This is a genomic window from Streptococcus gingivalis (assembly GCF_035544715.1).
Taxonomy (GTDB): Bacteria; Bacillota; Bacilli; order Lactobacillales; family Streptococcaceae; genus Streptococcus; species Streptococcus gingivalis.
This window is the reverse complement of record NZ_JAYKTO010000001.1, coordinates 285,392-306,642: the sequence shown is the minus strand read 5'-3', so window position 1 is coordinate 306,642 and position 21,251 is coordinate 285,392. Positions and strand designations below refer to the sequence as shown.

The following is a 21,251-nucleotide window of genomic DNA, read 5'->3' as shown; positions in this document are numbered from 1 at the left end:
CTCTTTCTTTCCTTTCAATAAATTGTCAGTTATCTTATTTTGCTCCGCGACCTTTAAGGACGGCTTCAATGATGGCCATACGGACAAAGACACCGTTGGTCATTTGTTCTACGATGCGTGATTTAGGAGCTTCTACCAAGTGGTCCGCAATTTCAACGTCACGGTTCACTGGTGCTGGGTGCATCAAGATCGCAGTATCTTTCATACGGTCATAACGTTCTTGAGTCAAGCCATGAAGACGATGGTAGTTTTCTTTAGAGAAGAGTGATTCGTAATCATGACGTTCGTGTTGCACACGCAAGAACATCATCACATCTACATCTTCAATGACTTCATCGATAGTGACGAAGGTTCCATAGTCTTCAAATTCCGCACTTCTCCATTCGTCTGGACCTGCAAAGTAGAGGGTTGCTCCCAAACGTTTCAAGATTTGCATATTTGATTTTGCCACACGTGAGTGATCCAAGTCCCCAGCGATACAAACTTTCAAGCCATCAAAGTGACCGAATTCTTGGTAGATGGTCATCAAATCAAGCAAGCTTTGGCTTGGGTGTTGACCTGAACCGTCCCCACCATTGACGATAGATGCAGTGATCGTTGGACTTTTAACCAATTCTTTGTAGTAATCGACTTCAGGGTGACGGATGACACAGACATCTACTCCAAGAGCTGACATGGTTAAGATGGTATCGTAAAGTGTTTCCCCTTTGTTCACAGAGCTTGTCTTCACATCAAAGTCAAGGAGATCACATCCCAATTTCAACTCTGCCACTTCAAAGGCTTTGTGGGTACGAGTTGAAGGTTCAAAGAAAAGGTTAGAGATGATGTGTTGGTCTTCGTAGGATGCTTTAGCTCCGTTTTTGAACTCAATCCCACGTTTGATCAATGCCATTACTTCTTCATTGGTAAGAGTTTCCATTGAGACAAGGTTTTTAAGAGCGATTTGATTTTCAGACATGTTGATTCTCCTTTTATAATGTGAATGCAAATAATTTACAATTTGTTTAAGCTTCTTTGATGAGGACGCGGTCTTGACCGTCTAGCTCCACCATCTCGACAATGATTTCCTCTGACTTACTTGTCGGGATATTTTTCCCAACAAAGTCCGGACGAATCGGCAACTCCCGATGCCCACGGTCGACGAGAACCGCAAGACTCACTCGAGCAGGACGACCGTGACTGACCAGATTGTCAATGGCAGCGCGAATCGTGCGACCTGTATAGAGGACATCATCGATCAAAATGACTTCTCTATGAGCGATATCAACTGGTAAGACCGTCGTATCCTCAGTCGCCTTCATGTCATCTCGGAAAGGCTTGGTATCTAGTTCTGCTACAGGGACATCGATTTGTTCCAGCTGAGAGAGGCGTTCTTGGATCCGGCGAGCGATGTAAACACCACGCGTCTTGATCCCCACCAGCACAATCTGGCTCAAATCTTTGTTTCGTTCAATGATTTCGTAGGTGATCCGGGTAATGGCCCGTTTCATCGTCAAATCATCAACGACTTCTTTGGTTTTCATTCAGTCCTCCTTAGTTGTAAAAGAAAAACCTCCTTTTTCAAGGAGGTTCAGCAAATGAATGGTCTAAGAGGATAGAGTCTCGCCCTATGGTCCTAGCCATTGTTTTTCACAGTCTCCTTGCCTGCCTCACGGGACAGGATTAAAGGATTTATTTAATTGAGATAACTATATCACAGTTTCAAACGACATGCAAGAAAAAACTCAACATTTTTCAAAAAAATTTAAAAACATGACTTTTCGTCCGAATAACGTTCGGTTTTTACTAAGAAACAGCCGATTTTCGCTTGATATTTTTGATCCCATAGAGCACATAGCCAGCCAAGAGGTAAGCAATAAAAATGATCACCACCCATTTGCCCACAAAAGCCCAACCGTATTTGTTGACATTGATAAAGAAATAAGGGAAAGGACTGTCTTTGGCACCTGGAACTGGCCACTTAAGGACCAAACCGTTGAGAAGAGAAAAGACCATATAGAGCAAGGGAAGCAGGGTCCAAGCTAATGGATCCGACTTATGGTATTGTTTTGGTTTATCAATCACCAGGGTGTCAAAGAAGAACATCAAGGGAACAATGTAGTGACAGAGGAAGTTTTCCAAGCGGTAAAACTTCTCAGGTGTCGCGATGGGTGCTAGCATAAAGTGGTAGATGACACAGGTAATCATAATAGACATGGTGACACCACCTTTTAAACGAAGATAGCCCTGAGTCTGGGTCGAACGACCACGAAGCATGCGCCAGACCATGTCCCCCATAAAGAACATGACCAACATGTTGGACAAAATGGTGTAATAGAGCATCATCCCAAAGCCACCATGTTTGGTCAGTTGCAGATAAACGCCGATCACACTCAAGATAAACAATAGAAAACGATAGCTAAACAATAGTTTGAATTTCATAGTATCCTCCTGAAAGAAAAGGGCTAGGCCCTTCTTCTTATCTTTAGATTTTCTTGACAAATTCTGATTTGAGTTTCATTGCGCCAAAGCCATCAATCTTACAATCGATGTTGTGGTCGCCTTCGACGATACGGATGTTTTTCACGCGCGTTCCTTGTTTCAAATCTTTTGGTGCGCCCTTCACTTTCAAGTCTTTGATCAAGGTGACCGTATCGCCATCAGCCAATTTGTTCCCGTTGGCGTCAATCGCTACAACACCTTCTTCTTCTACGACTTCAGCGGGGTTCCATTCATAAGCACACTCTGGACAGACTAAGAGGGCACCATCTTCATAGACATATTCCGAATTACATTTTGGACAGTTTGGTAAGTTATTCATTTCAATCTCCTTATCAAAATTAACTCCCATAGTATACCATGAAAGGGAAAATTTGACAAATTCCGTTCTATTGTAGCATTGTCAATAAAAGAAGAGGCAACTTGGCCTCCTAAAATTGATGATCACCTTTATCTTCTTGCAATTCCTGAATGTCTCGAATCACCCGCACGCCTGCTTGGCTCCTATTCTGTAATTCTTCGTCCGAGTAGGGGAAGGTATTGATCAAGATACTTTGCATGCCGATGCTTTTCGCTACAGCCACATCTGTAGTGAAGTCATTCCCTACCATGACTGTTTTATCAGGATTCAACTGGTGGTCTTTGATGACTTTCATGAGAAATTCGCGCTGAGGTTTGCGAATCCCTGCATCAGACGACAGATAAATGTCGTGGAAAATCTCTCTCAAGCCAACCAGATCAATCTCTGGGTTGGTAAAGTCCGCTTGCGCATTGGATAAGAGATAGATCCGACACCCTGTAGCTTTCATATCTTCTAAGACTTCTTTCGTGTGCGGATAGAGCTCCAATCGTTTGCGAGAGAGGACACGGAAGGTCCGAGCAATCAAGCGTCCCCACTCTTTAAGATGATGAACACTGGCTCCTGTTGGATGACTCTCTAGATAGAGTTGAACGAAAATCACAGTCAAGTCTATCTCCGGATAAGTGACCTTTTTTTGCTTAGCGATACTTTCCTCAGCTTGCTGGACCAACTCCTTATAGCGTGCTTTCAGGCTTTCTCCTGTATAATGAGCCCCATAAGACTGGTAGATCTGAGACATGGTCTCCCACAAGACTGGACTCGACTCATCGGTTTCGATATCGACCAAGGTTCCATAAAAATCAAAAATATAATTTTTAAATGCGTACTTGTGCGGATTCATCTCTCACTCCCGTAACAAACATCGTAAAGGTTGCCTTGCAGACATTGACACCTTCTTGATTGGTAATATCCACATCCACAACTCGAGTCGTCCGTCCACTGTGGACACATTCCCCGTGAATCGTGAGGACATCTCCTGGGCGCCCTGCTTTCAAGTAATTAATCGAGGATTGCAAGGTCACACCATCGACCCCCTGAGAAACCACGACCAAACCACTGATTTGGTCACACAGGGTAAAGAGATAGCCTCCATGCGCATTTCCATAATAATTGAGCGATGATTCCACGACCTTGGTTGTCACCACTACATGGCCATCTCTCATCTTTTCGATTTCGTAATTTTCAAATGCAGCAATTGCATCAAAGTGAAAATCTTTCATATACTTGCCACCTTTTTTAGCATCTTTTCAACTCCTCTATCATACTACAATTAAGATCTAGATACAAGCGAAGGAGCAATTCCTTAGAAACAGAAAAGGAGACTCCAACTAAGTAAGAAGACGATACTAGGAACAATGTATTTTCGTGGGTGCTTCCAACATTCCCTCTTTAAATTCCATTTTCTTAAAGGGAAATAGATTTCAATAAGTAAGTGCAAAACAGCTTCCACTACTGCTAGAATCATGACTCCTAGTAAAAATAGAATCCCCAAGTCAGGCATGACCACCATTTTTAATAATAGAGCAACAAATAGATTCACAGCTAAGAAATAAGTCAGCAATACACGGTAATACATCAGGTAAAAGAACCGACTCTTAGGTAGGGACTTGACATGATCGATCAAATCTTTATCAACAGAAATGAGAGTGGTTAATGGCGTATTGACAGAAGCAATTGTTAAAAGAATGATGATTTTTAATGGAGCCTCATAATCCTGTATCAGAATGAGTAAGAGGAAGATGAGGGTAAAGACAAAATTGATGGAAAAATAGCGCTCTTGAAACAAGGAAATCCAAAAATAATTGCCGCTTCTTCTCTTTGCGACGAGTAACTGATCATGTTTTGAAATCGCGATCAAGTCCTCATTTTTAAAAATAAAGACAGCAATGAAGGCTGAAAGTAAGATCATATAGGACACTTGTTGGACCCATAAAGAAGATACTGTGAGAACAGTCGTTACAGAAATGAGTACTCCTCCTAGAAAACTAGGCCTGGTATTGAACTGGATAAAGATATAAAACACACTCAATACCACCAGTAAAGAAAGGAGGACGAGCTTAAAGGATTGTAGCAGGTCTAACCTGACTCCTAAAAAGAGGATCAATAACAGCACGCGCTCTAGTAAATTGAGAAGAAAGGTTACCGTCAGAAATGACCCTTTAAAACGATTGAGAGACAAAGGAAGCTGGTAGTAGGCCTGGACCCTCTCCATCGAAAAGTAGGAATACAGCAATTGAAAGGTTGATAGAGCAGTAACAATAGCCGTACTGATCAGCAAGACTTGAAAGCTTGTAGAAAATTTTGCACCAACAAGATGGTAATAAAGAGCAAAGGCTAAGGAAGTTAAGAACAAGAAGATCCGATTTTTGGACACCACATCTCTAAAAATAGCTAGTAGCATGCTCTACCCCCTCTGACGATTGACGTCATGAAACCAATCTTCTAAATTCGATTCGATTGCATCTAGGTGACCATCTTCAATAGAATAAGCTGTATCACACACCCGAACGATACTCTCTGCGATATGCGAACTCATCAGGATAGAGCCTTCTTCTTTATACTGCAATAGCAAACCATATAGAAATTCTGTCGCATCAAAATCAAGGCCATCAAATGGTTCGTCCAAAATAAGGAGGGGAGGTTTGAGATAAAAAGCTGTGATCAAGAAGACTTTCTTCTTATTTCCCGTTGACAAACTACCAATGTCGGTGTTGAGAAATTCTTCAAAACGAAAGCCTGAGATCAGGTCCTGCAATAACGTTTCATTTCTCTTTCGATGATACAAACGACAGACAAAATTAAAATAATGAACAAAATCCCAGTTTAAAAAACTATTGTTTTCAGTAAAAACTGTATAGGTACGGCTCTTATAGAAATTCGTATGAAAAGAGGTTGCCTTGTCTTCTATGGTAACAGTCTCAACTGCATACTGCCGATGATCAAAGACACTACTTAAAGCTTTTAGCAAGGTTGTCTTCCCTGCTCCATTTCGACCAATCAACCCTACTACAGAATGATTGGGTACAAACAAATTCGTATCTTTTATAATGGGCTTATCTTTTTTATACCAAACGTTTAACCCCTTGATGTTTAAACACTCACTCTTCATCGACGCACTCCTTTATAAAGGTAAGAAGCCCCAACTAAAAGCAACAGCAAAGCGTACAACCATTCCTTTTGAAAGGCAAAGACTAAGGCACCGATCAAGAAGCAAATTCCTATAAGGATTCTAAATTGTAATTTCATATCTTGCCTTCTTTCTATTCACAGTATGAAAGATTACAATTGTATTTTATGCTTATACTATAGTACTTTTTCTGAGCAGATTCAAGCGCGAATGGAATATTCTTACTTCTTTTACCTTACAAGCAAAAAAGCTAGATACCTCTAGCCCTTTGCTTAAAATCTTAATTTTTCCCAATCATCATCTGTCCGTTTACGATAATAGTACTCGGACAAATCTGGGTCTTCCATCACTTCCAGCAGAGGAAGCATGTCGTAGGATAAGTCCAACTTTTCTAATTGGTCCTTCTCAACCCAAGAAACTTCTCCTTCTTCAGACGATCTGAGCTGGCCTGTAAATTCTGTTGCTTTGTAGCAAAAGACAATATAGCGTCCTCCCTCATCTGGCTCCCAGTCTTTGACTGCAACCAGTTTTGGATCTGCAATTGTCAGTCCTGTCTCTTCGTAGACTTCACGAATGACGGATTCAGCAAGACTTTCTCCTTCCTCGATATGGCCACCTGGAAAAGCATGGCCAGCCCAGTGAGTCTTTTCAGGTGAGCGGTATTGGAGGACTACTTTCCTATTTTCAAGATCTTCGACCATGCAAAGATTGCACAGTATAGTAGGCGTTGTACGTGACATATATTTCCTTTCTATGATATTGACAATTAATCAATATAAACTTTCTTCTCTATTTCTTTCTTCGTGCCAAAGAGATTGATTAATTCATGGTAAGCTGGGAATTGCAATAAAGGCTGTTCGTATAAAAAAATTACATCACCTTCCAAACGATAGTTCATGATTGAAAATTCAACAGTTGAGGCTACCTGAAATATCGCGAAACTAACCATAAAAATACCAAATCCAACTATAACAGTTAGGAAATGGAGAAAGGTATGAGTTTCTTTAAATGACCTTTTTTATAAAAAAACCATGGGTGAAAAAATATAGTGATAAATAGTAAAGAAAACCATTTGTTCAACAAAAAATGAATAAACGATAAACCTAAACTTTGCAAATATATCTGTCCAATCCAAATCACAAAAAATAGGAGATATAATACAATAAAAAACACATTTAGTCACTTTTACATGATTGAAGCTCATTTATACCATTGCTTTGTTTTTTCATTATACTTCTATCCCTTACGGGAAAAAACAGCAAAAGTTTAAAAATACTTTCTACATTCTCTTGGTTCCTAATGACAATCTTAACCGTAATCTGTACATACAAATGAGATAGATGAAATAATGAATAAGAAAAAACAACTTTCTGATTAGTACCCTTCATCACTATATTTCGCTTTTATTTTCATAATAAAAGGATTGACTAGTTCATAGTAATCACGACTTCTTATAGGGATCACCCCATGGGGAATTTCAACATAATTCCCTTGGATTTCCGCACTATGATAGATTGGAGGGATCATAGTATTTTCATTATCGGAAAAGGACAGGCATAGAAAACCCCAAAAAAATAAAGTAAAAATGAAACTAAAAATGAATGAGAAAGCATGAACCGATTCAGCTCCACTCTTTTTATAAAAGTTGCTCCAAATATGGCAAAATAATACGAAAAACAGAGAGTCAAACCACAAACTGCAGAGAATCGGAATAAAGGATAGACCAAAAACAACCAATAGTAATTCAATGACTAAAAAAATTAGAGAGAATAAATAAAACATTTTAAAACCATTTAACCGCTTAAGCATAGAGAAGCCTCCTTATTTAGAAATGCTGTAACTAACTATATTATAAAGTTAATTCAGAGGTTCGTCAATGTGCATTGAGTGGATACCCTCATTTGAGAATTTTCACTTCCATTTCTGGTGGGTTACTAATTTCTAAGGACAAAAAAAACTCCGCTTTCAAGGTTGAAAGTGGAGTTTTTCCCTTAAATAAAGATCAACAGAATATGGACTGCCAACCGTAGCCAATGATCAATGAGAGGCGTTTCCGGATTACTATTTTTGCTATCTAAGAATAGGCTAAGAGATAACAAAAGCAAAGCAAGGGCAATAACTAGTTTAAGAGATAGCATCATACCTCCAATAGCAAGAGCCGCTAGAAAGCCAAAAAATGGCAATGGACTAAATAAAAATGCCAAAAATCTGAAATAGAACATAAACAAAGAGAGAATCAATAGGCCGTAAACAATTACCTTAGTAAAAATAGAGACCCTTTTTCCTTCATTTTTCATTTTGGATAGTGAAAGAACGACATAGATCATATAGATAAATAGCAGCATATTGAATCATCCCTATGTTTTATAAATTATATTAATAGTTTAACTAAAACCTATTCAAAATACAACTAAAGACACTAACTTATCAGTAGTCTCCCATCTCTGATCAAAGTTTCTTCACTTCTGCTGCGACCTTTTGGAAATGCTGTTCCCGCATGCTAGCGGTGTTCACATCCCGTCCAACCTCTCCCAAGATGCAGACGCGCTTGGTTTTAATCCCACAGTGGTTCAAAACTGCATTCTTTAAGACAGAAATGCCATAACTATCAGGAATGTTGAGAGGGCCTGAAAAGATCTTGTACCACCAAGTAGGCGCCATAGAGGTCGCATAAATACTAGCCGTTTTCCCTTTGAGCAACTTCTTGAATTGCTTGCCTCTGAGGTAATTCCAGATAAAGCTTCCCTGATCATTGGCTGAGTAGGCAATCCCCGGTGTAAAGACCCGATCAATCCAACCTTTCAGAAGGCTCGGCATACTACTCCACCAGATAGGATAGACAAAGATCAGGTGATCCGCCCATTGGATTAATTCCTGAGAATGAAGGATAAAGGAATCTTCCTCCATCCGCTTTCGATAGCCATAGCGAAGGACAGGATCGAAGTCCTCTTCATTGAGACTGATCACTTTAAGCTCGTGACGATTTGGATCAATAGTTTCGACAATGGTTTGATAAATAGCCTGACAGTAACTTTCCTTATCTGGGTGTCCATTGATGACTAAAATTTTCATTCGTCTTCTCCTTCATCTCTTTGGTTCATTCTATCTCTTTTATTTTTTTACTTGATTAATTGATAATGGTTTAAAGATAGATAGATACGTCCTTTAGGAATTTTTATTTGAAGAACATATCATCCGCAACTCCTTAACAGGTTTTCCAAGTTCAAGTATTTTTTCTTGACCATCAAAAGTAAAACCCATTTTTTGATAGAAAGCAATGGCTCGCTTATTATCTTTCAATACCCATAAATAAATTTCAGAGAAATGATCGAGAACAGCAAATGCAGCATGTATTAACTGTTTACCCACACCTTTTCCATAGTAATCTTTTAAAACATATAAGGCGATGATTTCACCAGCTTGAATGGCTTCATCACAAAAATTTCCATAGCTTATAAATCCAACGACCTTCTTTCCATCCATCGCAATCAAGGTATTTTCTGGATACTTTTGACTAAAGAAACGACATCTATCTAATGTCATCGTCTCCTGATATTCCGCGGGTAAAAGATTGTCATAAGCCTCTCTCCACGTTTGCCAATGAACGAGAGATTTTCCTTCTATCTCTTCAGGAGTTTCCATTGTTTTAATGATAATTTTCATTCTTCCCTCCTACTAATCCAAAGCCTTGACTTCCAACATCATATCGCGGATTTGGGCTGCTAGTTCAAAGTCAAGCACTTCGACGGCTTCTTGCATTTGGCCTTGCAGTTTTTTGACCAGTTCCTTGCGCTCTTGACGGTTGAGACTGGTGATATCCACTTCCTTATCCTCTTCCTTGACCACAGCCTTGGTAACAGAGATGAGGTCACGGATTTCCTTCTTGATAGTTTGTGGGACAATGCCATGCTCTTCATTATAAGCCATCTGGATTTTCCGACGACGGGCTGTTTCATCGATGGCTTTTTGCATAGACTGGGTCATGGTGTCCGCATACATGATGACGTGACCCTCACTATTACGGGCAGCACGACCAATGGTTTGAATGAGGCCGCGTTCATTACGAAGGAAGCCTTCCTTATCAGCATCGAGGATGGCAACTAGACTCACTTCCGGTACGTCAATCCCTTCCCGAAGAAGGTTGATCCCGACCAAGACGTCAAAGACACCCAGACGCAAATCACGAATAATCTCCGTCCGCTCCAAGGTTTTAATGTCCGAGTGCATGTATTTGACCTTAACACCCATTTCTTTAAAGTAGTCGGTCAAGTCTTCTGCCATCTTCTTGGTCAGAGTGGTGACAAAAGTCCGCTCTCCACGTTCTACACGCGCATTGATCTCACCTAAGAGGTCGTCCATTTGTCCCATGGTCGGACGCACTTCCACCTCAGGATCGAGTAGACCTGTCGGACGAATGATCTGCTCGATGACGGTATCGGTTTGTTCCATCTCATAGTCACCTGGTGTCGCAGACACATAAACAATCTGGTGGACATGGCTTTCAAACTCCTCACGACGCAGTGGCCGGTTATCTAAGGCAGATGGCAAACGGAAACCATAGTTGACCAGCATTTCCTTGCGCGAGCGGTCTCCATTGTACATGCCCTTGATCTGTCCCATGGTCATGTGACTTTCATCGATCATAATGAGGAAATCTTCTGGGAAGAAGTCAAGAAGGGTGTAAGGAGGCTCTCCTTCACTCCGGCCATCCATATGACGTGAGTAGTTTTCGACGCCATTGGTGTAGCCCATCTCCCGTAGCATTTCAATATCGTACTCAGTACGCTGTTTCAAGCGTTGAGCTTCTAGCAACTTCCCTTCCTTTTCAAAGACTTTTAACTGCTCCTCAAGTTCAGCCTGAATCTTGGCAATGGCCACTTCCATATGGTCATCATTGGTCACGAAGTGAGTGGCTGGGAAAATGGCCAAGTGATCCACATCTCCCAGAACCTGGCCCGTCAGAGCTTCGATCTCACGAATCCGCTCAATCTCATCCCCGAAAAACTCAACCCGAAAGGCATGTTCATCGCGCGAAGCTGGGAAAATCTCGGCCACATCTCCACGAACACGGAATTTGCCCCGTTGAAAGTCGATGTCATTGCGCTCAAACTGGATATCCACCAGGTCATTGAGCAAACGATCACGAGAAATTTCTAGACCAGGACGCAGACTCACCACGCTATCGGCATATTCCTTAGGCGAACCCAAACCGTAAATACAAGAAACAGAAGCCACAACGATCACATCATTGCGCTCTAAGAGGGCTGATGTTGCGGAGTGACGAAGCTTGTCAATCTCATCATTGACCGAGCTATCTTTTTCGATATAGGTATCGCTCGACGGCACATAGGCTTCTGGCTGGTAGTAATCATAGTAAGATACGAAGTACTCAACCGCATTTTCAGGGAAAAATTCCTTGAACTCCCCATAGAGCTGGCCCGCTAGGGTTTTATTGTGGGCAATGACCAAGGTCGGTTTATTAACTTGGGCAATGACCTGGCTCATGGTATAGGTCTTCCCCGTACCAGTCGCTCCCATCAGGATTTGCGCCTTCTCACCACCCTCGATGTTATCCACCAGCTGCTCAATGGCCTGCGGTTGGTCCCCGGACGGTTGGTATTTGGATACCAGTTTAAATTTGTTGTCAGTTATTCGATTAATCATACTTTCTTCCTTTGATTATACTTCCCTTATTTTACCACAATAGACGATATTTCTCTGACTTTTGAGTTGAGAATCCTCACATAGAAAAAGACCAGGCTAAAGTTCCGGTCTTCATTTTCATCATCATTTCCTGTCAGTCATGACACACTTGTTCATTATCAACTCTTTCTTTCCTCTCCCCTAAGCGATAGACAATCACTAGGGATACAAGAAGAACCAGAGTGGTGATGATCGATCCTTCTGCTCCAAATTCCCCTCCGGTCAACCAGTCAGGTCCTGAACCCATGGTAAAGCTAAAGATAGACGCATCTGCGCCTGAGCCACTGACTTGAAAACCAAGGAGATTTCCTTGTACATAGTTCCAAGTGCCGTGTTGGGCGACCACTAGCCAGATACTATCCGTATAGATAAAAAGCAGACCAGCTAGCACTCCATCGAGGATGATATTCAGAACGGATAAGAAGGTCACTCCTGCATTTCCCATATGTAGAATACCAAAGAGACAACTAGAAATCGCGATCGCTAAAGGCAGATTAGTTCTTGCAGCAATCCGAGTCAGAAGCCAACCTCGCGTCGCTACTTCTTCCGTCCCCCCTTGCAGAAGCCAAAATGGAAATAATCCTAGGATAAAAAGCAAGGGCTCTAAACTGAGCTCATTTAACACAAAAGACCCGATGCCACTTACTTGGTAGACAAGCGCGATCACTCCCATTTGAACAAGTGAAATCATGATCCCCCAGACTAGATACTTGAGCCAATTTCTTTTTACAAAGCCTAAGCTTGATAAAGCATTCTTCTCTATGACCTTCACCCAAAAAATAAAGAGAAATAGTATGATTACAAAACTGAAAAGCTCATAATAGAGAAGATAATGGTAGAAAAATTCTTGAATACTTGCTGTCCCATTTCCTGGTGAAAAGAACTCCGCCAGAAAACCTATCACTAAGGAAAATGGTCCCACCAATTCACTACCAAGCCATAGTCCCCCTTCTATAAAGAGGGAGGCTAAAAATACATAGAATAGTGTAGAAATAAGAACTGGCATAGATGTGTTTGTTTTTATATCCTGAATGATCTTTCCTTTCTTCATGATCAACCTCCATTTATCTAATAGGTCCATTGTAACAAAGAAAATCCAGAGCTGCAATATTGTTTCATGTCAGAAAACCTAACATGAAAACTAGATTTTTCTTGCAAAGCAAAGTCTTTTCTGATAAAATAGCTCTTGTAGAAAAACATAAGACCATTCATACTCGTTTTGGTATGAATGATTTGTTTTTTTAAGGCCATCCTTTGGTCAATGTGCTCAAGGGTCAAATACCCAAAGAGAAAAGAATTAAAAGGAGACAGAAATGAAGAAAAAATTACTAGCATGTTTGCTTTTCTTATTTCCATTCGTTGCATTCGCTGGTCATGCTCATGCTGAAACGATCAAGGTCGTTTTCGACACAGCATATGCACCGTTTGAATTTAAGGATTCAGATCAAACCTATAAAGGAATTGACGTAGAGATCTTGGACAAGGTCGCTGAAATCAATGGCTGGGATTTGGATAAATCCTTCCCTGGATTTGATGCAGCGGTCAATGCAGTTCAAGCTGGTCAAGCGGATGCCATCATGGCCGGGATGACCAAAACAACAGAACGTGAAAAAGTCTTCACCATGTCTGATACTTACTACGATACAAAAGTTGTCATCGCGACTACGAAAGCCGATAAAATCACGAAGTACAGCCAATTAAAAGGGAAGACAGTCGGTGTTAAAAACGGAACTGCAGCCCAACGCTTCCTCGATAAAAACAAGGACAAGTACGGCTACAAGATCAAGACCTTTGATACTGGTGATCTCATGTACAACAGTTTATCAGCTGGTGCGGTCGATGCAGTCATGGATGACCAACCTGTTATTCAATACGCCATCCAAAAGGGTCAGGACCTAGCTATCAATATGGACGGGGAAGCAGTCGGTGGCTTTGCCTTTGGTGTAAAAAAAGGCGGTAAGCATGAAAAGTTGATCACTGAATTTAACAAGGCCCTCGCTAAAATGAAAGCTGATGGAACACTTGATGAGATCATCAAGAAATGGACAGGTGAAAGCCAATCATCAAGTAACAGTGCCGTTCCAGAAACCACTACTCCTGCTGGTCAAAAAGCAACTCCTAAAAAATCAAAATATAGCATTTCAAGTGACTCATCTTTTGCACCATTTGTCTTCCAAAATGGAAAAAACAAATACACAGGGATCGATATGGACTTGATCAAGGCTATTGCCAAAGACCAAGGATTTACCATCGAAATTAATAATCCTGGATTTGACGCAGCGGTAAGTGATGTCCAATCCGGCCATGCGCAAGGAATGATCGCAGGGATGACCGTAACAGATGCTCGGAAAGAAACATTTGATTTTTCTGAACCATACTACACGGCCAATTCTATTCTAGCCGTTCAAGAAAGCAGCAAGATTGATTCTTATGATGACCTTAAAGGAAAGACAGTCGGTGTTAAAAACGGTACTTCCTCACAAAACTTCCTTGAAGAAAACCAAAAGAAATATGGTTACAAGATCAAAACGTTCTCTGACGGATCTTCTATGTATGATAGTTTGAATTCTGGTTCTGTCGCAGCGATCATGGATGACGAACCTGTTATCAAATACGCTATTAAACAAGGACGTAAATTCAAAACACCTATCGAAGGGACTCCAAGTGGTCAACTAGCATTTGCCGTTAAGAAGGGTGAAAATCCTGAATTGATCGAAATGTTCAATAACGGTCTTGCAAACTTGAAGAAAAGCGGTCAATACCAAAAGATTCTCGATAAATACCTTAAAGTAGGTAGCAAATCAAGTACTTCAAGTACAACAGCAGATGAAACAACGATCTGGGGCTTACTTCAAAACAACTACAAACAATTGTTAAGTGGTTTGGGTGTGACTCTTGCTCTTGCCCTTCTCTCTTTCGCCATTGCTATGGTGATCGGTGTTATCTTTGGGATGTTTAGTGTTAGCCCTTATAAATGGCTCCGCTGGACTGCTGAAATCTTTGTCGATGTTATTCGTGGGATCCCACTCATGATCCTTGCCGCCTTCATCTTCTGGGGAATTCCAAACTTGATTGAATCGGTCACAGGTCATCAATCCCCAATCAACGACTTTGTTGCAGGTACCATTGCCCTCTCTCTCAATGCTGCTGCCTATATCGCAGAAATTGTCCGTGGGGGGATCCAAGCTGTACCGATTGGACAGATGGAAGCCAGCCGAAGCCTTGGGATCTCTTATGGCAAGACCATGCGCAAGATCATCTTGCCACAAGCAACCAAACTCATGCTTCCAAACTTTGTTAACCAATTCGTCATTGCCCTGAAAGATACGACTATCGTATCTGCGATCGGATTGGTAGAACTCTTCCAAACTGGTAAGATCATCATCGCTCGAAACTACCAAAGTTTCAAGATGTATGCGATCCTTGCCGTCTTCTACCTCGTGATTATCACCTTGCTAACACGATTTGCAAAAAAATTAGAAAAGAAGGTTAACTAATGGCTAAATTAAAAATTGATGTCCATGACCTCCACAAATACTATGGTGAAAATGAGGTCTTAAAAGGAATCTCAACAAAATTCTACGAAGGGGATGTGGTCTGCATTATCGGACCGTCCGGTTCTGGTAAATCGACCTTCCTTCGTAGTCTCAATCTCCTCGAAGAAGTGACAAAAGGTCAAATTACCGTAAATGGATATGATCTAACCGATCCAAAAACTAATGTTGATTTGGTCCGTGAAAATATCGGGATGGTTTTCCAACACTTCAACCTCTTCCCTCACATGAGCGTCCTTGAAAACATTATGTTTGCGCCAGTAGAGCACAAACTAATGACACGTGAAGAAGCTCAAAAAGTCGGGATGGAATTGTTGGAAAAAGTTGGTCTCGCAGATAAAGCCGATGCCAATCCAAACAGCCTTTCCGGTGGTCAAAAACAACGTGTGGCTATCGCACGTGGACTTGCTATGAATCCAGATATTATGCTCTTTGACGAACCTACTTCTGCCCTTGACCCTGAGATGGTTGGAGATGTATTGAACGTTATGAAAGAGTTGGCAGAGCAAGGCATGACCATGATCATCGTTACCCACGAGATGGGATTCGCCCGCCAAGTAGCCAACCGCGTCATCTTCACAGCAGACGGTGAATTCCTCGAAGATGGCAAACCAGACCAAATCTTCGACAACCCACAACACCCACGTTTGAAAGAATTCTTGGATAAGGTTCTAAACGTTTAAAAAAAAAGGTGGTTTTTGAAGCATCTAGCAATTTTGCTAGATGTTTTTTTAGACGAAAAAAGATGCTGGGACAAAAGTCCTAGCCTCTCAATTATTTTTGGATTGTCGAGCAAGACGCAGTGGTTGAGTGGGCTCTACTACGCTGATTTCATCAGCTTTTAAAGCCCTACTCAACTGTGCGGAGGTGGGACGACGAAATCGAATTCTAACGAATTACCGATTTCTGTCCCACTCTCTTTTCATTTTAACTAATCTGTTGCTGAGCTGTCTGCATCTTATAGTACACACCTTGCGCTTGCATTAGCTCTTCATGAGTGCCATGCTCAACAATATCGCCATCCACCATGACAAGGATCATATCGGCATTTTGAATGGTCGACAAGCGGTGAGCAATGATGAAGCTAGTCCGTCCCTTCATGAGCTGATTAAAGGCATCTTGAATCAAGACTTCCGTCCGAGTATCGATAGAGGATGTAGCCTCATCCAAGATCAAAATCTTAGGAACTGAAAGGAAAACTCGCGCAATCGTTAAGAGTTGGCGTTGACCTTGAGACAAAGACTCTCCAGCATCTGAAAGATACGTATCGTACCCTTGTGGCAACTGCCGAATGAAGAAATCTGCATTGGCCGCTTTGGCTGCTTCTATAACTTCTTCTCTAGTTGCATCTGGACGAGAAAAGGCGATATTTTCATGAATGGTCCCAACCTTGAGCCAGGTTTCTTGTAGAACCATACCAAACTGTTGGCGGTAAGAAGCACGGGTGTAGTCCGTAATTGGCACCCCATCAATCGTGATCTCTCCAGAATTAACAGGGTAGAAACGCATGAGCAGATTAATCAAGGTCGATTTTCCTGCTCCTGTAGGCCCTACAATGGCCACTTTACTGGCAGCTGGAACCTGAATGGTTAAATCTTTGATCAAGGTCCGCCCCAAATCATAGCCAAATGTGACGTGTTCAAAACCAATCGCACCTTTGACATCCTGACTTTCCAGAACCCGTTGCCCTGTCTCTTCGACCTCAGCTTGATCCAAGACGCTGTACAAACGCTCTGCACAGGCAAGGGCACTTTGGAGTTCTGACAAGACAGAAGAGATATCATTAAAAGGCTTGGTGTATTGGTTGACATAATTGAGGAAGGTCACCAATTGACCGACAGTAAAGTGAGATCCCGAAATAATACGAACCGCACCAAATCCAGCCACTACCGCATAAATCAAGGCATTCACAAAGCGAGTGGCAGGGTTGACAGTTGAAGAATAAAAGACAGCGGATTGGGAATAATTGGCATAGCTTTCATTCGTCCCCTTAAAAGCCGTACGGAATTGATCCTGAGCATTAAAGGACTGGATCAAGCTTTCCTGGGTCAAAGACTCTTCGATCAATTGAGTTTGAAGACCACGCGCCTGGGTCTGCTTTTGGAAAAGCGTATAAGAACGCTTGGCAATAAAACGAGCAATCACCAGGGATAAAGGGGTCAAGACCAGAACCGCCACCATCATAAAGAAATCCAATTCTGCCATGGTAACGATGGTCACAAGAATGGTTAAGAGGCCAACAAAGAACTGGTTAAAGACCATCAGAAGACCACTGTTAAGTTGCTCTACATCGGTCGTGAGGCGACTGACGAAGTCCCCGCTCCCTTGTTTATCTAGATAAGACAAGGGCAATCGGTGTACTTTTTCCATCACTTCTGCTCTCAGGCTTTGGCTAAACCGATAGACCAATTGATTGTAGACAAGAGGATTGATCCATTGGATCAGGGTATTGGCCACAATGACCAGAACCATTTGGATCAAGACAGGCCATAAGACTGTCATCCCTTGAGGATTGATGACTAAATCAACTGCATGTCCGATCAGGATCGGTAACCAAACCGTTAAGGCCACTTGAGCGATGGTTCCGAGACTAGCTAGAATCAGAAGCCCGGGATGGTTGGCAAAATCTCTAAACAGACGTTTTAAATAACTAGAACGTTTTTGACTCATGCTTCCTCCCTCTCGTGTTGTGAATAATGAATTTCTTGATAAATCTCATTGGTAGACAAAAGGAAATCGTGATTTCCCAGTCCAACTTGATGTCCCTTGTTCAAGACCAAAATCTGATCAGCAGACTTGAGACTATTGGTTCGTTGTGATACTAAGATCAAACTCGTATCACTCAATTCTTCTTTAATCGATTTTAAGAGACGAGCTTCCGTCAAATAATCCAAGGCGGAGGTTGAATCATCCAAAATCAAGAAAGGAGCCTTCTTCAAAAGGGCACGCGCAATGGTCAAACGCTGACGTTGCCCACCTGAGAAATTTCGACCAAAGGCTTCCACTTGCTCATCTAGTTGTCCTTCTTTTTCACGGACAAAATCAGCCGCCTGAGCCGTTTCTAGGGCCCACCACAAATCTTCATCCGATAGATTTTCTTCCATTCCAAGTAAGAGATTCGAGCGGATGGTTCCTCTAAAGAGCTCTGCCTTCTGTGGGACAACAGCTACCCACTCCCGCCACTCCTTGAGAGTTTTAGGAGAGTGACCTTGATGATAGAGGGCTAATTTTCCCTGACTCACGGTATACAAATGACTCAATAACTGAACCAGGGTGGATTTCCCTGATCCTGTACCACCGATAATTCCCAACATCTGTCCATGATCCAGATCAAATGAAATATTTTCTAGAGCTGGGCTTGAAGCCGTTGGATAAGTGAAAGTAACTTTCTGTGCGCTGATCGCTTCTTGCTCTCTTGCAGTTTCTTCTGGCAGAGCTTCTAAGAGGTCTTCTTCCTTCAAATCAAAAATCTCTTGAACACGCTTAGCTGAAATATAGCTGACATTTAAAGACGTGACCAGCATCGCCAGTTTGATCAATTCTGTTAAAATTTGTAATAAATAATTGACCAAAGCGACCAACATCCCTTGGGTTAAAAGACCAGCAGAGATATTCAATTGTCCTTGCCAAATGACACAAACCAAGGTCGTATTGACAACAAGGAAGGTCAAGGGACTCACCAAACTAGACCAGATACCAGCGCGAATTTGCCAGATCTTGTAGTCCTGATTGACCTCTCTAAAGTCCTCTAATTCACTAGACTGTTGTCCAAAGGCCCGAATCACCCGCATCCCTTGAAATTGCTGACGCGTCACCGTGACCATTCGGTCTGTGATTTTCCGAATCTTAGCAAAGAGCGGATTGACAATCCGTGACATGGTAACAATAATCAAGGTTAAAATCGCCACCATCCCCAAGAACCAAAGGGTTAATTTGGGACTGATGGTGAAGGCCATGATGATAGAACCAAAGACAATGATCGGTGCCCTCAAAAAGAGGCGCAAGAATTGGTTGATCCCAACCTGGATTTGATAAGTATCCGAAGTGAGACGGGTTACCAAACTAGAAGTCCCGATCCTATCTCGTTTGTCCTTTGGAAGCGACAAGATCTTCTCATACAAATCCTTGGTCATCTCGCGGGTAAAGCCGACAGCTGCTTTAGAAGAAAAATACTGGGCCGTAATAGCTACGACGACACCAAAGCTCGCAAATAAAAACAAAACACCGACCGTCATCACCACTGCGCTCGTTTCCTTTTTCGGAATGACCTGATCGACTAAGTGGGCGATGATTAAGGGGACACACAATTCAAAAATAGCTTCTAAGAGTTTAAAAACGGGCCCTAGAAAAGTTTCCCATAGATAGCCCTTAAAATACTTTAATAATGATTTCATACAACTCGATTCTTTTTAAATAGGATATACCTATTTTACCACAATTATAACTGACAAAAAAACTCTCCCTGCCAAGCAGAGAGTATGAGAACGTAGACAAACTGCTCTTTTATACAAATTAATTAACTTCTATAAAGATAAAATAATTTTATTTGTTAGAGCTATTCAATCATCTACTGAAACTTTCCGCTGTGAGAAAAGTGCTAGAAACACTATTGTTTCTAGCACTCGGAATTATTGAGACCTTAGGCTCAATAATTAGTCATGGAACTTCATAGAAGTTCGCTGACGTCCGTCCTCGCCTAAGGAAAGTTTCTAAGATGACTTTGTCTTCAATCTTACTATTCCTACATAGCATAGAAGGATTGTTCAGTTTTTCTGCTATTTAAATCTTGTTAGACTCAAGAACCCTATAAGTTTTATTCAGTCTTTGTCACCTCGCTTAAGGTCTTGCCCATTCTCCCTAAACCAATCAGTAAGAGAGGGAAAGATAGGAATGTTATAAGGCCTAGCACAAGAAAGACTGCTACAAATCCACAAGTATCGATCAACCAACCAGTCAAAGGGAAGATGACAATCATAGATAGACTAAACATCATCGAATTGATACTCAGCATGGTTGCTCGCACACTGGAAGGCAGATAAGCTTGTAAATCATTGTAGTAGATGGGTTGATAAACTGCATAAAGGGCATTGGTCAAGAGATAGACACTCAAATAGGCGAATGGAGTCTTCAAACCTACCAAAAACAAGGCCAACCCAGTCAGTGCAACCAGAATCGGAAAGACTTGATTACTATTCCATTTTTTCCCGATTTGACTGGCCAAATAAACCGCTAGGAGATTGAATCCACTACCAATCAACATGATAAGCGAAACTTGCCAACTAGTTAAGTCACTAATTTTCTGTTGGTAGTAAAAATAAAACATACACATGATGGTCCCTACCAACTGATAGGTGAGCATCCAGTAAAACAAGACTGGTTTTTCCTGCCATTCTTGTTTCACTACCTCCAATATCCGCTTTAAGGTCAAGTGACTTCTTTCATCACTCTTGCTCTCTGGCTCTTTCATTAGAAAGATCAAAAGAATGGAAATCAAGGATAGCCCGATAGCAATATAATAGGTCCAAGCCAATGCTCCGTGAATCAAGAAGCCTGCCACCACTGTACCTAACGTTCGGGTGACTTCGGCCACCCCAGACAAAAAGCTAGAAATCTGAAGATAACGGTCCTTTTGGCCCGCTTCTACTGCTGAATCAAATAAGAAAGCTGTACTGGTCCCCGAGTCAAAATTATAAGACCAAGCATTGACCATCATGGCAATGGCATAGATCCAAAAATTCCCCTGACCAAATAAAATCAAGATCGAAGATCCAATACTGGACAAGCGAGCCAAGTAGAGATTGGTCTTGTAGCTAAAGCGATCGGCTAGCATTCCCGATGGGATCTCACACAAGAGACTCGTCCCATGAAAGATACTCTCTAATAAACCAATCTGAAGCAAAGAAAGACCATTTTGAATAAAAAAGAGAATCCAAAAACTGGTGATTCCAAAATAAGATGTAAATTCCAGACCTGCTAGGAGTGAAATATTGCGTTTGTAAGTTCTTTTAAACATTGTTTTTCCTCTTTC

The 21,251-nt window shown here is 41.6% G+C and carries 21 protein-coding genes; 2 read left to right on the top strand and 19 right to left on the bottom strand.

The window, feature by feature from the left end:
* Positions 1-34 precede the first annotated feature (34 nt).
* From SM122_RS01445 to SM122_RS01370, 16 genes are all read right to left on the bottom strand, one after another.
* Positions 35-958 carry an aspartate carbamoyltransferase catalytic subunit gene (locus SM122_RS01445; protein WP_118095215.1) on the bottom strand — a complete coding sequence of 308 codons (924 nt, stop codon included), beginning with the start codon at positions 956-958 and terminating at the stop codon, positions 35-37.
* Positions 959-1,004: 46 nt separating this feature from the next.
* Positions 1,005-1,523, bottom strand: coding sequence for a bifunctional pyr operon transcriptional regulator/uracil phosphoribosyltransferase PyrR (gene pyrR, locus SM122_RS01440; RefSeq protein ID WP_003001719.1), 519 nt, complete (start codon positions 1,521-1,523; stop codon positions 1,005-1,007).
* A gap of 262 nt (positions 1,524-1,785) precedes the next feature.
* Positions 1,786-2,421, bottom strand: a complete 636-nt coding sequence (locus tag SM122_RS01435; RefSeq protein ID WP_324737737.1) for a Pr6Pr family membrane protein — start codon at positions 2,419-2,421, stop codon at positions 1,786-1,788.
* Positions 2,422-2,464: 43 nt separating this feature from the next.
* Complete coding sequence (locus tag SM122_RS01430) at positions 2,465-2,800, bottom strand: zinc ribbon domain-containing protein YjdM (protein ID WP_009731127.1); 336 nt, start codon at positions 2,798-2,800, stop codon at positions 2,465-2,467.
* 109 nt (positions 2,801-2,909) lie between these two features.
* The gene (locus SM122_RS01425; protein WP_324737736.1) at positions 2,910-3,680 is read right to left on the bottom strand and encodes an HAD family hydrolase; all 771 of its coding nucleotides are present in this window, start codon (positions 3,678-3,680) and stop codon (positions 2,910-2,912) included.
* Positions 3,655-4,059 carry a PaaI family thioesterase gene (locus SM122_RS01420; RefSeq protein ID WP_125826936.1) on the bottom strand — a complete coding sequence of 135 codons (405 nt, stop codon included), beginning with the start codon at positions 4,057-4,059 and terminating at the stop codon, positions 3,655-3,657. The genes SM122_RS01425 and SM122_RS01420 overlap by 26 nt, the downstream gene beginning before the upstream one ends.
* An 83-nt stretch (positions 4,060-4,142) precedes the next feature.
* Positions 4,143-5,240: a hypothetical protein gene (locus tag SM122_RS01415; RefSeq protein WP_125826935.1), complete on the bottom strand. Its 1,098-nt coding sequence runs from the start codon at positions 5,238-5,240 to the stop codon at positions 4,143-4,145.
* 3 nt (positions 5,241-5,243) lie between these two features.
* Positions 5,244-5,948 (bottom strand): ATP-binding cassette domain-containing protein, encoded by a 705-nt coding sequence (locus SM122_RS01410; RefSeq protein WP_125826934.1) that lies wholly within the window; start codon positions 5,946-5,948, stop codon positions 5,244-5,246.
* Positions 5,945-6,085: a hypothetical protein gene (locus tag SM122_RS01405; protein ID WP_003001697.1), complete on the bottom strand. Its 141-nt coding sequence runs from the start codon at positions 6,083-6,085 to the stop codon at positions 5,945-5,947. The genes SM122_RS01410 and SM122_RS01405 overlap by 4 nt, the downstream gene beginning before the upstream one ends.
* 153 nt (positions 6,086-6,238) lie before the next feature.
* Positions 6,239-6,706: an 8-oxo-dGTP diphosphatase gene (locus SM122_RS01400; RefSeq protein ID WP_176745564.1), complete on the bottom strand. Its 468-nt coding sequence runs from the start codon at positions 6,704-6,706 to the stop codon at positions 6,239-6,241.
* A gap of 634 nt (positions 6,707-7,340) precedes the next feature.
* Complete coding sequence (locus SM122_RS01395) at positions 7,341-7,775, bottom strand: hypothetical protein (protein ID WP_070665345.1); 435 nt, start codon at positions 7,773-7,775, stop codon at positions 7,341-7,343.
* A gap of 182 nt (positions 7,776-7,957) precedes the next feature.
* The gene (locus tag SM122_RS01390) at positions 7,958-8,311 is read right to left on the bottom strand and encodes a hypothetical protein (RefSeq protein WP_003007526.1); all 354 of its coding nucleotides are present in this window, start codon (positions 8,309-8,311) and stop codon (positions 7,958-7,960) included.
* 103 nt (positions 8,312-8,414) lie between these two features.
* The gene (locus tag SM122_RS01385) at positions 8,415-9,038 is read right to left on the bottom strand and encodes an NAD(P)H-dependent oxidoreductase (protein WP_324737734.1); all 624 of its coding nucleotides are present in this window, start codon (positions 9,036-9,038) and stop codon (positions 8,415-8,417) included.
* Positions 9,039-9,131: 93 nt separating this feature from the next.
* Entirely contained in the window at positions 9,132-9,629 is a 498-nt protein-coding gene (locus SM122_RS01380; RefSeq protein ID WP_324737733.1) for a GNAT family N-acetyltransferase, read from the bottom strand.
* Between the two features lie 12 nt (positions 9,630-9,641).
* A complete protein-coding gene (gene uvrB, locus SM122_RS01375) occupies positions 9,642-11,630 on the bottom strand; it encodes an excinuclease ABC subunit UvrB (RefSeq protein WP_324737732.1) in 1,989 nt (662 codons plus the stop codon).
* 133 nt (positions 11,631-11,763) lie between these two features.
* The gene (locus SM122_RS01370) at positions 11,764-12,720 is read right to left on the bottom strand and encodes a CPBP family intramembrane glutamic endopeptidase (protein WP_324737731.1); all 957 of its coding nucleotides are present in this window, start codon (positions 12,718-12,720) and stop codon (positions 11,764-11,766) included.
* Positions 12,721-12,982: 262 nt separating this feature from the next.
* On the opposite strand from SM122_RS01370, the gene SM122_RS01365 reads away from it, so the two are divergent.
* Both SM122_RS01365 and SM122_RS01360 read left to right on the top strand, forming a co-directional pair.
* On the top strand, positions 12,983-15,166 hold the full coding sequence (locus SM122_RS01365) for an amino acid ABC transporter substrate-binding protein/permease (RefSeq protein ID WP_195326818.1): 2,184 nt from the start codon (positions 12,983-12,985) through the stop codon (positions 15,164-15,166).
* Positions 15,166-15,906, top strand: a complete 741-nt coding sequence (locus SM122_RS01360) for an amino acid ABC transporter ATP-binding protein (RefSeq protein ID WP_003007564.1) — start codon at positions 15,166-15,168, stop codon at positions 15,904-15,906. The genes SM122_RS01365 and SM122_RS01360 overlap by 1 nt, the downstream gene beginning before the upstream one ends.
* A 244-nt stretch (positions 15,907-16,150) precedes the next feature.
* Here SM122_RS01360 and SM122_RS01355 read toward each other — a convergent pair whose 3' ends face one another.
* The 3 genes from SM122_RS01355 to SM122_RS01345 form a co-directional block, all read right to left on the bottom strand.
* Positions 16,151-17,893 (bottom strand): ABC transporter ATP-binding protein, encoded by a 1,743-nt coding sequence (locus SM122_RS01355; protein WP_134974770.1) that lies wholly within the window; start codon positions 17,891-17,893, stop codon positions 16,151-16,153.
* On the bottom strand, positions 17,890-19,617 hold the full coding sequence (locus SM122_RS01350; protein WP_155124849.1) for an ABC transporter ATP-binding protein: 1,728 nt from the start codon (positions 19,615-19,617) through the stop codon (positions 17,890-17,892). The genes SM122_RS01355 and SM122_RS01350 overlap by 4 nt, the downstream gene beginning before the upstream one ends.
* 419 nt (positions 19,618-20,036) lie before the next feature.
* Complete coding sequence (locus SM122_RS01345; protein WP_155124848.1) at positions 20,037-21,236, bottom strand: MFS transporter; 1,200 nt, start codon at positions 21,234-21,236, stop codon at positions 20,037-20,039.
* Positions 21,237-21,251: the final 15 nt, after the last annotated feature.